The sequence below is a fragment of the Sphingobacterium sp. UBA3549 genome, assembly GCF_002376635.1.
Lineage (GTDB): Bacteria > Bacteroidota > Bacteroidia > Sphingobacteriales > Sphingobacteriaceae > Sphingobacterium.
Window position 1 is genome coordinate 434,976 of the sequence record NZ_DFOE01000037.1, and the last position, 16,257, is coordinate 451,232.

Below are 16,257 nucleotides of genomic sequence, written 5' to 3' on the forward strand. Positions count from 1 at the left end.
TAGATATAATCTAAATTAAACTGCTTCTGCTAATAATTTTTTACCTTTTTCGATAGCATCATCAATGTTACCTACTAAGTTGAAGGCAGCTTCAGGATACTCATCTACTTCACCGTCAATAATCATATTGAATCCTTTGATGGTATCTTTGATATCTACCAATACGCCTTTTAAACCTGTAAACTGCTCTGCAACATGGAAAGGTTGTGATAAGAAGCGTTGTACACGACGTGCACGGTGTACTGTTAATTTATCTTCTTCAGATAATTCATCCATACCTAAGATAGCGATGATATCTTGCAATTCTTTATAACGTTGAAGAATTTCTTTTACACGTTGAGCGGTATTGTAGTGTTCGTTACCTAAAACGGCTGGAGAAAGGATACGCGATGTAGAATCTAATGGATCCACGGCAGGGTAGATACCTAACTCAGCAATTTTACGAGACAATACTGTGGTTGCATCCAAGTGGGCGAAAGTTGTCGCTGGAGCAGGGTCAGTTAAGTCATCGGCAGGTACATATACGGCTTGTACAGAAGTGATAGATCCGTTTTTAGTTGATGTGATACGCTCTTGCATTAAACCCATTTCCGTTGCCAACGTTGGTTGATAACCTACGGCTGATGGCATACGACCCAATAGGGCTGATACTTCAGAACCTGCTTGTGTAAAACGGAAGATGTTATCAATGAAGAATAATACGTCACGGCCCTGACCTTCGCCATCACCGTCACGGAAGTATTCCGCTACTGTAAGGCCTGATAAAGCAACACGTGCACGTGCACCAGGAGGCTCGTTCATTTGACCGAATACGAATGTACATTTTGAATCTTTCATCAATTCGTGGTCTACAGTGTCTAAAGGCCATTCGCCTTTTTCCATGCCTTCCATAAAATGCTCACCATATTTGATGATACCAGATTCTAACATCTCGCGCAACAAGTCATTACCTTCCCGAGTACGTTCACCTACACCGGCGAATACAGAAAGACCACCGTGACCTTTTGCGATATTGTTGATTAATTCTTGGATTAATACAGTTTTACCTACACCGGCACCACCGAATAAACCAATTTTACCACCTTTAGCATATGGCTCTAAAAGGTCAATAACTTTGATACCAGTAAAAAGTACTTCGGATTCAGTTGATAAATCTTCGAATTTAGGTGGTACGTTGTGAATAGGACGACCATTCTCCTTATTCAAATTTTGGATCCCGTCAATGGCATCACCAACTACATTGAATACACGACCTTTGATTTCTTCACCAACAGGCATTTTGATAGGAGCACCAGTATCGACGACTTCCATTCCGCGAACTAAACCTTCAGTTGCGTCCATGGCAATTGTACGTACACGATCCTGACCTAAGTGTTGTTGAACTTCTAATACAACACGTTGTCCATTTTCTTTTTGAATGTACAATGCATCGTAAATTTTAGGTAGATTTTCACTGTCGGCGAAGTTGACGTCAACAACTGGGCCGATAATCTGCGCTATTTTACCAATCTTGGGCATATTATAGGGACTAAATATTTATTAATCAATTTTATATAAGAGACATAAAAGGCCTCTTTTTTGGTCAGCAAAAATAAGGTTATTCGTATTTAAAAACAAATAGAATTTGTAATTAAATTATAAATTTATTAATGTAGGTCAAAATGTTATCTATTGTAATTCTGTCTGTTTCAATTTCGATCGATGCAAATATAGTTTTTCTTCTTTAACCTACACCGCTAAATAAAATCGACCTGTCATCGAATGGTTCATGGATTCGCTACAGGTCGATCAAGATATATCTCCTAATTTTAGGAAAAGGAGTACTAGATTTTTTTGTTTAATTCGTCTTGTAGCTGGCGCTTAAGCAGTTGTTCTTTTTCCATAGCCTTTTTGCGAAAAGTTGCAAATTCTTCCTGGGATTGCTCCGCTGTCTTTTGGAATTCCACTGTATCCACTTTCGCTTTTCGATAGGAAAATAGAAAGATAAATGTCGCTACTGCCAATATCCCAATGATCGTCCAAACAACGGTATTGTAAAAAGCTTTCGATGTACTGATTCCCAAGAAAGATAAACTTTCTGTCTTTTCCTTCTCTTGCGCCAGCTGATCGTTTAAGACCTGGATAGAATCTTGCAAATTTTTTGTGTTCGAAGAATAATTGCTTGAAGAAGATTTCAATGAGCTGATTTCTTTGTGAAGTTTTGCTACAGTATCAATCACATTCCTTTTGACAATGTCAAGATTGGTTTTACGCACCATCTTGAAATCATAGTTGTTTTTCGAAATATAGTTAAGGTGGTCAAATTGATTGGACAAACTTCCTTTTTTTAATCCATCGGGACTATACTTGAAGGCATTATCCTGTTGCGCTGCTTTAGTCGGGGGAGCCGATGCAGGATTTTGTGCCTGTAGTGTAGTATATGATGAAATAAATAAAATTGTAAAGAATATAAATGCTAATCTCAATTTGCTCATGTTGTTTATAGTTATAAAATGCATCATTTAGCTTTTCCTAGATGTAAAGCTAGGATATACCTGTGATAAATATAAGGAATAATTGAAAAAACGAAAATTGAAAGTGAATATATTCCTATTGTCAGGTTAGATTTTCCTGCTTTATTTTTAGGGTTCGATAGACCAGCTCGGTAAATAACGAAGAAAGGACATGATCTTTTCCTTATAAATAGCCGTATTCAATTTAAAAAAATAGGCACCTTTCTTCGAGTTTTCTTTATCCTTTTCTTGGAGTTTGATGATAAGATCTGAAGATAGCAGCTTTCGGCTGAAATTGCGCTTATCCAGCTCGATATTATACACGCCTTCATAGAGCGCAGCAATTTGGGGAATGGTAAATTTCTCGGGTAGCAATTCAAATAATATGGGATATAACGCTGCTTTCATGCGTAGGCGGTGCTGCGCTGAAGTAATCATCTGGTCGTGGTCGAAGATAAGTGCCGGGCGCTCTTGCAAAGGAAACCATTTTGCTTCGTAATCATCACTGAGGATATGTTTGTATTGCTGCGTATCAATCAGGGCAAAGTAACAGATGCTGACAACGCGATCGTTAGGTTCGCGGGTAGGCTCCCCAAATACACTACATTGCTCCATATATACATTTTCAAGTCCTGTTAGCTGTCTCAGCACTCTGCTTGCAGCTTCTTCAGGACTTTCATTGGATTGAACGAAACCTCCCATTAGGCTCCATTTATTTCTTTCTGGTTCGAAATCGCGTTTAATTAAAAGTACTTCTAGGGATTCGCCGTTAAATCCAAATATGATACAGTCTACAGCCAAAAGGATCCCTGAATCTTTTTTATAATATTCCATTGTCTATCGTTTTATCGTTTTATCTGACTTCACCCCACCAATTCCATGGGCAAAACTATGTAAAAAAGTAAATAGCTAAAAATAAGTACAATAATTGGCTGATATACTCCTTTAAACCGTATTATATGCCTATATCAGGATGTAGGGTCAATCATAATTTGCTGCTATGAAGTTAGATCAATTTTTTAAATATGAAAATTTTCTTTCATATTTAAAAAATTAAATGTTTATTTGACACTAATTATTTTTTTCAATGCTAACTTTAGAGATGGAAAATTGAAAAGTAAGACGTTAAGAACAATTATAATATAAGTTATAAACCAAATTCAGCAAAAATGAATAAATCGCATGTCATTGGGGTGGACTATGGAAGTGATTCGGTCCGTTCGGTATTGGTCGATGCTAACAATGGCGAGGAAATCGCTTCTTCGGTATTTTACTACCCGCGTTGGAAAAGAGGTGAGTATTGTGATGCTGCTTTAAGTCAGTTCAGGCAACACCCTTTGGATTACATCGAAGGATTGGAAGCGACCATAAAAGATTGCTTAAGCAAATCGGGATTAAGCAATATAGGTGAAACCGTAAGAGCGATTTCCGTTGATACAACGGGGTCTACTCCAGTTGCCGTAAATGAAAAGGGCATTCCGTTAGCTTTACTGCCAGAGTTTGAGCAAAACCCCAATGCCATGTTCGTCTTATGGAAAGATCATACGGCCGTTCAGGAGGCCAAGGAGATTAACCTTTATAATCAAAATAATTCAGTCGATTATCTGAAGTATGTGGGGGGCGTCTATTCTTCGGAATGGTTCTGGGCCAAATTGCTTCATGTTTTTAGGGCTGATGAAAAGGTGCGTGCCGCTACATACAGCTGGGTGGAGCATTGCGATTACATTCCTTTTTTATTAACTGGAGGAACAGATGTAGCTGCTATGAAACGTGGTGTCTGTTCGGCTGGTCACAAATCGCTTTGGGCTGAAGAATTTGGTGGATTGCCACCTAATTCCTTTTTTTCGTCGCTAGACCCCTTGTTGGACGGTATAGTAGACCGACTGTTTTCCGAAACCTATACGGCCGATAAAGCTGCTGGTCAACTTTCGGAAGAATGGGCACAACGATTGGGGCTGACGACGTCGGTCGTTGTCGGTGTAGGTGCTTTTGACTGTCATATGGGTGCGGTTGGGGGGCAAATTGAACCGTATTATTTAAGTAAGGTGATGGGAACATCTACTTGCGACATGCTAGTTGCCCCAAAGGAGGAAGTACAGCATACTTTGGTGAAGGGGATCTGTGGTCAGGTAGATGGTTCGATTATTCCGGGAATGATTGGCATGGAGGCAGGACAGTCTGCATTTGGTGATGCTTACGCATGGCTGAAGCAAGTGTTATTGTGGCCAACGAAGAATTTAATACAAGAGGTTGAAGGTATGTCTGAGGACAACCGTGAACAGTTGATCGCCACATTGGAAGATAAGCTATTGTTTCGGTTAAGTGAGCAGGCTGCGTTGCTTCCGGTAACAGAAGCGTCTGAATTAGCAATTGACTGGCTCAATGGTCGCCGCACACCCGATGCAGATCAATCCTTGCAAGGTGCGATTACGGGCTTACACCTCGGAACTGATGCTCCACGTATTTTCAGGGCGATTGTCGAAGCAACATGTTTCGGAGCAAAGGCGATTGTGGACCGTTTTGTCGCTCAGGGTATTCCTGTGAAAGGTTTGATTGGTTTGGGCGGTGTCGCAAAAAAATCACCTTTTATTATGCAAATGATGGCAAATGTAATGAATATGCCGATTCGTATCCATAAAAGTGAGCAGACGTGCGCTATCGGCGCAGCGATGTTTGCCGCCACGGCAGCGGGTTTATATGACCGGGTCGAAGATGCGATGAAAGCGATGGGGCAAGGCTTTGAACAAACCTACATACCAGAGGAAAAATGGGTGCCAATGTATGCTAAACGCTACGAACGTTACCGTGCTTTGGGTGCTTTCGTAGAAGGAAAAGAATTGCGTGCCCTTACTGTTTAACCATTCAAATTTAATCATGTATAATTCAATTAAAGAGGAAGCATATCATTGCAATATGCAATTGCCCCAATTGGGCTTAGTGCTTTTTACATTTGGAAATGTGAGTGTGGTCGATCGTCAGCATGGTGTATTTGCTATTAAACCTAGTGGCGTTCCCTATGAAGAACTTTCGCCAGAGCATATGGTAATTGTAGATTTTGACGGTCGAATCATTGAAGGTGATCTCCGCCCGTCGTCCGATACAAAGACGCATGCGCTGCTCTACAAACACTGGGAAGAGATTGGAGGTATAACCCATACACACTCAACCTATGCCACGGCATGGGCACAAGCGCAGCGGGATATTCCTATTTTTGGTACCACACACGCCGATCACCTGACAAAAGATATTCCATGTGCTCCACCGATGAGCGATGAAATGATTGCAGGAAACTATGAACATGAAACAGGCTTTCAGATTATCAATCATTTTAGTGAGAAAAAGCTAGACTATAAAGAAGTGGAAATGATTCTCGTTGGCAACCATGCTCCATTTGCCTGGGGTAAAACTGGAGCAAAATCTGTGTATAACAGTGCGGTGCTGGAACAGGTTGCTAAAATGGCCTGGCTGACAGAACAGATCAATCCCAAAGCCGCTCGATTAAAAGCTGCTTTGGTTAAAAAGCATTATGAACGGAAGCATGGTGCTAATTCCTATTATGGTCAATAATGTTTGAGTAATAAAAAATCTATAGAAAAACTACAATTTAACATGAATATCAATTTAAAAGAACTAGAGGTCTGGTTTGTCGTGGGGAGCCAAGACCTGTATGGAGAGGAGACTTTAAGACAAGTTGCTCTACATGCAGAAGAGATAGCCAATTACCTTCATACGCAAAAAGTGATTCCGGTAGGAGTAAAATATAAACCGATCGTAAAGAATACGGATGAGATATATACCACATTGGCTGCCGCCAATAGTGCAGAAAATTGTATAGGCGTCATCACATGGATGCATACATTTTCCCCAGCAAAGATGTGGATTAGAGGTTTAAAGGCATTACAAAAGCCATTGTTACATCTGCATACGCAGTACAACCAGGATATTCCATGGAATAGTATCGATATGGATTTTATGAATCTCAATCAAAGTGCTCATGGAGATCGCGAATTTGGACATATCGTTAGCCGCTTAAAGATAGCGCGTAAAGTCGTGACTGGCCATTGGCAAGATGCGGAGGTGCTTGAACGGATCAATATTTGGGCTCGCGCGGCAGCTGGGTGGCATGACTGGCAGGGCGCAAAATTTGCACGATTTGGTGACAATATGCGCTATGTGGCGGTTACAGACGGCGATAAAGTGGAAGCGGAGTCGAGATTTGGCTTTTCGGTAAATACTTACGCCATCGGTGATTTAGTAGAGGTTATCAACGCCAGTACTGAAGCGGAAATTGAAGCCTTGCTGGCGGAGTACGAATCGGCTTATGAGTTGGCCGAAAATGTGAAAGCTGGCGGAGCGTTTCATACGAACTTAATCGAGGCCGCTAAAATCGAAATTGGTTTAAGGAAGTTTTTGGAACAAGGAAACTTTAAAGGTTTCACGGATACTTTTGAGGATCTGCATGGTATGGTGCAACTTCCGGGCTTGGCAGTACAGCGATTAATGGCTGAGGGATATGGTTTTGCAGGTGAAGGAGATTGGAAGACTCCAGCTTTGGTGCGTGCATGTAAAGTGATGGGAGCAGGATTACCAGGAACCACTGCATTTATGGAAGACTATACTTATCATTTTGATCCACAGAATCCAATGGTACTTGGTTCACATATGTTAGAAGTAGACCCGGCATTAGCAACCGGAAAACCGCGTATCGAAGTGCATCCGCTAGGGATTGGTGGCAAGGCGGACCCTGCCCGTTTGGTGTTCAACGGTCAGAGCGGAAATGCACTGAATGCTTCATTGGTCGATATGGGAACGCGCTTTCGTTTGATCGTTAATAAGGTACAAGGTGTTTCCGTGGAAGAGGATTTACCAAAGCTTCCCGTCGCACGCGTGTTATGGAAACCGCTTCCTGATATGAAAACAGGTTGCAGCGCCTGGATTGTAGCTGGAGGTGCTCACCATACCGCTTACAGTTTGAGCTTGACGCCTGAATATCTCGAAGATTTTGCGCGTATTGCCGGACTGGAATATGTTTTGATCGATGAGGAGACTACACTAGCGAAACTCGAAGATCAATTAAAATGGAATGAACTTTATTATTTACTCAGTAAATAATAACTTAAGCCATTTATGTGCTTCTCTCGTGAAGGCATAAATGGCTTATTTATAATAACCAATTTGGGAAATATGGAAAAATTTGCAACGGTAGATTACATCATCTTTGTAATTTACTTCTTTATCGTAGCTGGCTATGGCTACTGGATTTATCGTAAAAAGACCAATAGTTTGAGCAGTAGCAAGGACTACTTTTTGGCGGAAGGATCACTTACCTGGTGGGCCATAGGCTCTTCATTGATTGCGTCAAACATCTCGGCTGAACAATTTATCGGGATGAGCGGTAACGGCTTTGAGGTTGGTATTGCTGTGGCGGCATATGAGCTTATTGCGGCGGTAGCGCTAATTATTGTGGCGGTTTGGTTTATACCGGTCTATTTGAAAAATAAGATTTTCACCATGCCCCAGTTTTTGAATAATCGATACAATGAAACGACAAGTCTTATCATGGCAATTTTCTGGTTGTTTTTATATGTTTTTGTCAACCTGACATCGATTTTGTATTTAGGGGCAATTGCCATTTCGAGTATGGCCGGTGGCGGAGATAGCTTTCATACGATAACAGTCGCTTTAGCTGTATTTGCGGTGATTATTACCCTAGGTGGAATGCGTGTTATTGGTTTTACGGATGTTATTCAGGTTGTTGTGTTGATTATTGGTGGTATAGCTACGACCTATGTAGCGTTGACTTTAGTCAGCGAACATTTTGGTTTAGGAAAAGATGCGTTAGCTGGATTTAATAAACTGATGGAAGACTCTCCGGAGCATTTCAACCTTTTTGTTGATAAACCCGGACCAGGCGCCAGTCAGGAAGATATTAATAAATATCTGATGTTACCTGGAATAGGGATGTACCTTGCGGGAATCTGGATAGTCAATTTAAATTACTGGGGTTGCAATCAATATATCACCCAACGCGCTTTGGGTGCTGATTTGAAGACTGCGCGAACCGGAATTCTCTTTGCGGGATTTCTAAAATTGTTTATGCCAATTATTGTCATGCTTCCAGGCATAGCTGCTTATGTGCTCTATAAAAATGGGGCATTACAACAAGAAATGGCCCCTGGGGGCGTGTTTCATGCCGATAATGCATATTCAGCAATTTTGGGCTATTTGCCAAATGGTATGAAAGGACTTGCATTAGCTGCCTTAACAGCTGCTATTGTTGCTGGATTAGCAGGAAAAGCAAATAGTATCGCAACAATCTTCACATTGGATATTTTTAAAAAATATATCAATAAAGATGCGAGTGAAGCTAAAATGGTCTGGGTAGGAAAGATAACGATCGTTATCTCTATTTTACTTTCTGTGCTGTTTACGTGGAATGATGCGCTGGGCATCGGCGGGGCCGGAGGATTTACATTCATTCAAAAATATACCGGTTTTATTAGTCCTGGGGTTTTTGCGATGTTTTTGTTGGGTATGTTTTGGAAAAGAACCACCGGAGCGGCGGCTATCACTGGACTGATCACTGGATTTGCGTTGTCTATATTCTTCAACGAGTTTGCAACGAAAGTTTTTGGACCAGAGACATGGATCTATACTGCGTATCTGAATAAAGCTGGTGTATATGAAATTCCGTTCCAGATCTGTATGGGGTTAGCTTTTGTATTTACTATGATCGCTATGATTGCCGTTAGCTTATTCGGACCGAAGGTTAATCCAAAAGCTTTCGTCTTGGATCGATCGATGTTCAAAGTAGAACCATCCGTATTGGCATTAATTGTCGTGACTTTATTATTGGTCACTGCTATTTATGTGCGTTTTTGGTAGCATTAACGCTGTTTGATTAAATAAATGATTATGAACCATTCCTAATTGAAATTAGGAAGCCTCCATCAAAACGATGGAACAAAACTTAATTGCAGATGAATAAGAAAATTATTATTGGTTTGTTGACCTGTGCTTCATTAGCTTATGGCTGTCAGTCCCCGTCAACTCAAAATAAGCCAGCATCGACATTGGCTGATTCTTCTTCCAACCAGGCTTTTGACAGCCAGATTGATGGTAAAGAGGTTAAACTATTCCAGCTTAAGAATGACAAACTTGCCATTACCTTGACAAATTATGGTGCACGCTTGGTGAGTTTAAATGTTCCTAATAAGGATGGTCAAATGACAGATGTGATTTTGGGTTACGATTCAGCTAATGAATACAAGGAAAACTATAATAATTTTTATGGGGCTATTGTAGGACGGTATGGTAATCGGATTGGTAAAGCTTCGTTTAAGCTGAATGGAGAGGTGTACTCTCTGGAAAAGAATGATGGCGAAAATTCCCTTCATGGTGGTACAAATGGTGTGTATAATAAAGTGTGGGATGTCGTTAGTAGCACGGAAACATCCATTACATTGGCCTATACTTCACCCGATAAAGAAGCTGGTTATCCGGGGACAGTCAAGATGGAGGTAACTTACACCTTGGACGACAATGGGTTGGCTATAGACTATCAAGCAACAACGGATAAGGAGACCGTATTGAACCTTACCAACCACGCTTACTTTAATCTTAATGGGGCCGGTGATTCTTCGATTTTGGATCACGAACTTCAGATTGATGCAAAGACGATTACAGAAGTTGACGACAGCTTAATTCCAACAGGAAAGAGTTTGCCGGTAGCGGGTACAGCATTCGATTTTAAGAAGCCGGCACGTATTGGTGCTCGGATTGAGGATGAAAATGCGCAGCTAAAGATCGGAAAGGGCTATGATCATAATTTTGAACTTGATAAGAAAGATGGTTTCCAAAAGGTTGCTCAGGTGTATACAAGCAAGACTGGTATTGCAATGGAAGTCTATACGACCGAACCTGGTTTGCAGTTTTACAGTGGCAATTTTATGAAGGATACAGACCCTAAAGGGAAAGCAGGAAAAGTCTATCCATTCCGTTCGGCATTCTGTTTGGAAACGCAACATTTTCCAGATGCACCGAATCATCCCAATTTTGCATCGACAGTATTAAAGCCTGGAGAGCAATATAGCTCCAAAACGACTTATAAATTTATCGTGAAAGAGTAAAGTCAATATAGGATGAAGCTAAGATTTACATTAGGCGTTGTATTCGCGCTGGTCAATGGGCTACTCCATGGACAGAGTAGTGTCAAATTGCAAACTCCGCAGCAAGAGCAGATTATAAGTCGACATATATATGGTCATTTTGCTGAACATTTGGGCCGCTGCATTTATGATGGATTTTATGTTGGTGAAAAAAATGACTCGATTCCCCATGCTGATGGCGTTCGGAAAGATGTTATCGAAGCCCTCAAAAATTTGAACATCCCCAATCTACGTTGGCCCGGTGGATGTTTTGCCGATACGTATCATTGGAAGGATGGAGTTGGCCCCAAAGCCCAACGTCCTGCTATGGTTAATAACTGGTGGGGTGGCGTGACAGAGGATAATTCATTCGGAACGCATGATTTTCTAAATATGTGTGAATTGCTTGGGGCAGAACCTTATCTAGCTGGTAATGTTGGTAGTGGTGAGGTGCAGGAGCTTGCTGATTGGGTTCAATATGTAAACTTTAAAGGAGAAAGCCCCATGTCAGATTGGAGACGTAAAAATGGACGGCAGGAACCTTGGAAGGTTAAATTTTGGGGTGTAGGAAATGAAGCTTGGGGCTGTGGTGGAAATATGACTGCCGATTATTATACTGATATCTACCGCAAATACGCGACTTTCATGTCGGATTGGACGAATGGGAGTGGTCTATATCGAATTGCTTCTGGAGCCAATAGTGCAGATTACAATTGGACCGAAACACTCATGAAGAAAATTCCAAGTGGTTTGATGAAAGGTATGGGATTACATCACTATGCGGTCATCAACTGGGATAAGAAAGGCTCTGCAACGAAATATTCGGAAGAGGAGTATTTCAAGACCATGAAATCAGCTTGGTTTATGAATGAACTAGTGGAGAAGAATATTGCCATCATGGACAAATACGATCCAAAAGGACTGATAGATCTAATCGTAGACGAGTGGGGGGGCTGGTATGAGGTCGAACCAGGGACGAACCCTGGCTTTCTCTACCAACAGAACACCATGCGTGATGCTATGATTGCTGGTATGACATTGAATATCTTTAATAATCATGCTCGTCGGGTTAAGATGGCCAATTTAGCCCAGGCAGTAAATGTATTACAAGCGGTTATTCTTACGGAAGGGAAGAATATGATTTTGACGCCTACGTACCATGTCATGGAAATGTATAAGGTACATCAGGACGCTAAGTTAATTCCTATATCGCTGCAATCGACTGATTTTGAATTTAATCAAGAGAAAATCCCTGCGGTTTCGGTTTCAGCCTCAGAGGACAAACAAGGCCGTACACATATTTCCCTTGTGAATATTGACCCAAAAAAGAAAAATAAGGTGCAGGTGGATTTGGGCTCGTTGAAAGCCGGAAAAGTAACTGGTAGAATACTTACCGCTGAGCATCTGCGCGATTTTAATTCGTTCGACAAACCGACAACGATTACACCTGCCGTGTACAATAAGGCGAAGGTTGTTAATGGTACCGTTGAAGTAGATATTCCTGCTTTTTCAGTAATCGTATTGGAATTAACCTAAGATAGTTTTAAAACTCATTAATTAAACATTAATGATCAAATAATTATATAGATGAAGAAAGTTGTATCGTTGATGGTAGCGCTAGCGGGTTTAGGCTTTTCAGCTGCGGCGCAGTCACCAATAGCATTAAATATTCAGTTAGATAAGCCCTCGGGGAAAATATCGCCACATATGTGGGGCGTGTTTTTTGAAGACATTAACTTGGGCGCTGATGGGGGAATCTATGCTGAATTGGTGAAGAATAGATCCTTTGAATTTGATGAACCTTGGATGGGCTGGAAGAAGCTCGAAAATGGTGTTGAGGGGACTTATTTGCTGGTGAATGACAGTAAGCGGAAGGGTAATAAACGTTATTTAAGATTAAATAATGCGGGCAATCTAAAATTAGGATTGCAAAATGAAGGCTTTAGGGGAATGGGGGTAAAAGCGGGAGGAGCATATGAGTTTTCTTTACAGTACCAAAGTACTGCGAAAGGAATGACAATCCACGTTGAACTGCTTGATCCTCAAAATAAGGTAATCGGGGCCGCTGAACTTCCTCTTGATCCCGTCGCATCGTGGTCGGAAGCTGCGGTTAAATTTCCTGTTGACCAAACAACAGAAAAGGCTAAATTAAATGTTTGGTTTACAGGTGAGGGCACTTTAGACGTCGATATGTTGTCTTTGTTTCCCGTCGACACTTGGAAAGGGAGACGAAAGGGATTACGCAAAGACATGGTTCAAATGCTTGCGGATATGAAACCTGGTTTTATCCGGTTTCCGGGAGGTTGTATTGTGGAAGGTAGAGATTTGGCCAATCGATTTCAATGGAAAAAAACGGTTGGTCCAATTAGTGAACGAGAACTGATTATTAACCGTTGGAATACTGAATTTAAACATCGTTTAACGCCAGATTATTTCCAAACTTTTGGCTTAGGTTTCTTCGAATATTTTTTATTGGCAGAAGATATCGGCGCCACTGCGGTGCCTATCCTTAATTGTGGGATGGCGTGTCAGTTTAATACAGGCGAAGTTGTACCATTAGATGAGTTAGATGAGTATGTTCAGGATGCCTTGGATCTGATTGAATTTGCCAACGGATCTACTGCTACAAAATGGGGTAAATTGCGTGCAGAAATGGGGCACCCTGAGCCATTTCATCTCAAAATGTTAGGCGTAGGCAATGAAAATTGGGGTCCTCAATATATTGAACGTCTGGCCATCTTTAAGAAGGCATTGAACGAAAAGCATCCAGAGATCAAAATTATAGCGAGTTCAGGTACTGATCCAGAGGGGGATCGCTTTGATTTCTTAGATGATAAGTTGCGTGCCATGAATATCGATATCATCGATGAACATTATTATCGCCCACCATCCTGGTTTCTTTCAAGTGCGAGCCGTTATGACAATTACAACCGAAACGGCGCAAAGATTTTTGCGGGTGAATACGCTTCACATACGACACGACCAAATGGTCCTGGAAAAAGTACGTGGGAGGCAGCTCTTTCTGAAGCTGCATTCATGACTGGTCTTGAACGAAATGGTGATGTGGTTGAAATGGCATCTTATGCGCCATTGTTTGGTCATGTTGATGGGTGGCAATGGTCTCCGGATCTAATTTGGGTTGATAATCTGCAGGTATATGGTACACCTAGCTACCAGGTTCAAAAGTTGTATGCAACCAACAGGGGCACAGCTATTATTCCGATTATGCGTGATGGTGAATCCGTTTCGGGTAAAGATAGTTTGTATGCATCTGCAGTTTATGACGAGTCTTCAAAGGAATTGATTGTGAAAGTTGTCAATTACAATAGTCAGCCGAAAAAAGTTAATCTTGATGTAGTTTCCAAGAAGAAGCTAACGGCCACGGCACAGCTTGTTACGCTGGCGAATCCCGACCTAAATGTCAGTAATAGTTTGGAAGAACCATTAAATATTCGTCCAAAGGAAAGTACTGTTGTTTATAATGGGAAAAAACTTGTTCAAACTTTTGCACCATACTCCTTTACGCTGATTAGACTGCCTACGAAATAGGCAGCAAAACCATCTAGAAATAAGTTGAATATGCGTTAAGGAAGCCATCAGTTTACTGATGGCTTCCTTGTTTTCCTTATGGACATAGGGATATAAAATTGAACTTTCGGAAAGAGATTTTTAACAATTTGGTGTTAATTCGACCTGTTAACCGAAGAGGTTGCTGGTAAATTTTACTTTGATTCCCAACTGAAAGTTAGTGATCGTTTTAAATATCTCTTTGATGGTTGCTTTTTCAATATTTGTCAGGCTGTCCATCGGTACATAATTGTTTGGACTCAGTTTGGCTATTCTAATCTGATTTGCTTGATTTTTCAGACGAATCGACATCAGATAATAATAGGATTGATGTAATTCTTCATATTGTTCTTGTGTGAATATTCCTAATTCTAATAGCTGTTTGAGCCTACCACCAGTGTTTTCTTCATAAATTCGGTTTTTGAGCGCGTATACGCGGACCAAGTCAACAATAGGCGTCATTGCTTTTTTTATATTGAATACTTCGGATGATCCTATAGTTTGGGTTTTTATCGCTTTAAAAAATGTTAGCGGTGGCTCATATTGAAGGGCATTTTTTGCTATAAAGGTAAAAAAGCGATCATTTGGCCGCTGTAATTCAATATTGAGAAATTCTTTAAGCTGATTAATAATGCCTTGATCGCCATACAAGCGTCTGCAGTCGAAAAAAGTTGAAAACTTAATCGCGTTTTCAGGAATACTTTCTTCAATCCATTTTTTGTAGTTGTTTTTCCAATGGGATAGGGAGTGTGTCCACTCGGGATTGCTGGCCATATATCCGCCCGTACAGTAGCTAAAACCTATTGTATTTAGATGATCTGACACCCGGGTAGCAAAATTTAAAAAATATTCTCGGACGAGTTCACGCTGTTCGTTTGCCTTATCTTCATAGATAATGGCATTATCCTGATCCGTCATTAATGTTTGCTCTTTTCTCCCTTCACTGCCAGTCACCATAAATACAAATTTAGCAGGCGGTTCGCCCATTTCTCCGATGACTTTTTCGATGACCTTTAGTGCAATACTGTCTGCTACGGTTGTGATTACCTGATTGGCAATTTCAGCATTTACGCCTCTGCCAAGCAACTGATGGATAATCTCGGGAACGTTGTTCCATTTTTCACGCAATTCATTGAGTGTTTCTGCAAGCTTGACAGATTGAATAAAAACAAGTGGAGATTGGCCCTGTTCGCTTAATAATCTGTTCCGGCTTAAAAATCCAACGTAGTTACCTTCTTTTTCAACCAGCAGATATCTGGATTTTGTCCGGAACATTTTTAATACTGCTTCATAAAGATAAGATTGATCTGAAATGCTAACAATAGGGTTGCCCATGACTTCCATAATTTCGTGGTCGACTGGCACCTGTTTAGCAACTACATTATCGCGCAAGGTCATATCGGTTACATAACCAATAATGCTGTTATCATCTTTTATGAACAGGCAGCTCACCTTTTGATTCGCCATAGTCTTCGCAACTTCATAGATGGGCGTTTGAGGGGAGCAAGCAACAATATCTTTGTAGGTGATGTGTTCGATCTTTCTTGAATATAATTGATCTGCAGCAAAATAGCTTTCTTCAAAGGAAGCTGGAGATTTGACAAAATGGGAAAATTCTTCATCCAACATTCTTCTTCCAAAAGAATTAGTGAAAAAATGAAAAAATTCTTCATTAGCGTTACAAAGCTCGATAAAGTTTTTCCTAGGTAACCGATAGATAATTGTACCTTTTTTGGCAATTACGGATTTTAATGCTTTTGTTCTATTTAAAAGCACGGATATTCCGCCAAAACAATAGGGTTTATGGTGAATTTCTATTAATCTTTTGTTGTCTAAATCGTCCAAGAAAAATGTTTCATATTCACCTTCATAGATTAAGTCTACCCCATCCATGTCTGTAATGCTTTGTCGATAAACAAGCGTGTCTTTGGAGAAGCGGTACTCATTGAATATATCAACAATACTGAGCTGCAGGGATTCGGGCAGTGCCTGAAATGGAGGGGTAGATTTTAGTGTAGAAAGGATAATCTCGGAATTTTTCATTAGGAAAA

11 protein-coding genes are annotated in these 16,257 nt (G+C 40.7%); 7 read left to right on the forward strand and 4 right to left on the reverse strand.

The features are described 5' to 3' along the window. Positions 1-15 precede the first annotated feature (15 nt). From atpD to B2W36_RS20625, 3 genes are all read right to left on the reverse strand, one after another. Complete coding sequence (gene atpD, locus B2W36_RS20615) at positions 16-1,518, reverse strand: F0F1 ATP synthase subunit beta (protein WP_046673738.1); 1,503 nt, start codon at positions 1,516-1,518, stop codon at positions 16-18. Between the two features lie 305 nt (positions 1,519-1,823). Continuing rightward, positions 1,824-2,474: a hypothetical protein gene (locus B2W36_RS20620; protein ID WP_293883933.1), complete on the reverse strand. Its 651-nt coding sequence runs from the start codon at positions 2,472-2,474 to the stop codon at positions 1,824-1,826. Between the two features lie 147 nt (positions 2,475-2,621). Further along, positions 2,622-3,326, reverse strand: a complete 705-nt coding sequence (locus B2W36_RS20625; protein WP_209578175.1) for an NUDIX hydrolase — start codon at positions 3,324-3,326, stop codon at positions 2,622-2,624. Positions 3,327-3,661: 335 nt separating this feature from the next. On the opposite strand from B2W36_RS20625, the gene B2W36_RS20630 reads away from it, so the two are divergent. The 7 genes from B2W36_RS20630 to B2W36_RS20660 all read left to right on the forward strand — a co-directional run bounded on the left by B2W36_RS20630 (position 3,662) and on the right by B2W36_RS20660 (position 14,188). Beyond that, on the forward strand, positions 3,662-5,350 hold the full coding sequence (locus tag B2W36_RS20630; RefSeq protein ID WP_293883932.1) for a ribulokinase: 1,689 nt from the start codon (positions 3,662-3,664) through the stop codon (positions 5,348-5,350). 16 nt (positions 5,351-5,366) lie between these two features. Further along, positions 5,367-6,059 (forward strand): L-ribulose-5-phosphate 4-epimerase, encoded by a 693-nt coding sequence (locus B2W36_RS20635; protein WP_293883930.1) that lies wholly within the window; start codon positions 5,367-5,369, stop codon positions 6,057-6,059. 42 nt (positions 6,060-6,101) lie between these two features. Beyond that, positions 6,102-7,604, forward strand: a complete 1,503-nt coding sequence (gene araA, locus B2W36_RS20640) for an L-arabinose isomerase (RefSeq protein ID WP_293883928.1) — start codon at positions 6,102-6,104, stop codon at positions 7,602-7,604. 72 nt (positions 7,605-7,676) lie between these two features. Further along, positions 7,677-9,377, forward strand: coding sequence for a sodium:solute symporter family transporter (locus B2W36_RS20645; RefSeq protein WP_293883926.1), 1,701 nt, complete (start codon positions 7,677-7,679; stop codon positions 9,375-9,377). 95 nt (positions 9,378-9,472) lie between these two features. Further along, positions 9,473-10,621, forward strand: coding sequence for an aldose epimerase family protein (locus tag B2W36_RS20650; protein ID WP_293883924.1), 1,149 nt, complete (start codon positions 9,473-9,475; stop codon positions 10,619-10,621). A 12-nt stretch (positions 10,622-10,633) separates the two neighbouring features. Then, positions 10,634-12,175 (forward strand): alpha-N-arabinofuranosidase, encoded by a 1,542-nt coding sequence (locus B2W36_RS20655; RefSeq protein ID WP_293883922.1) that lies wholly within the window; start codon positions 10,634-10,636, stop codon positions 12,173-12,175. A 51-nt stretch (positions 12,176-12,226) separates the two neighbouring features. Continuing rightward, a complete protein-coding gene (locus B2W36_RS20660) occupies positions 12,227-14,188 on the forward strand; it encodes an alpha-L-arabinofuranosidase C-terminal domain-containing protein (RefSeq protein ID WP_293883920.1) in 1,962 nt (653 codons plus the stop codon). Between the two features lie 147 nt (positions 14,189-14,335). Here the strand turns inward: B2W36_RS20660 and B2W36_RS20665 are convergent, their stop codons facing one another. After that, positions 14,336-16,249 carry a DUF294 nucleotidyltransferase-like domain-containing protein gene (locus tag B2W36_RS20665; protein ID WP_293883918.1) on the reverse strand — a complete coding sequence of 638 codons (1,914 nt, stop codon included), beginning with the start codon at positions 16,247-16,249 and terminating at the stop codon, positions 14,336-14,338. Between the last annotated feature and the right edge of the window lie 8 nt (positions 16,250-16,257).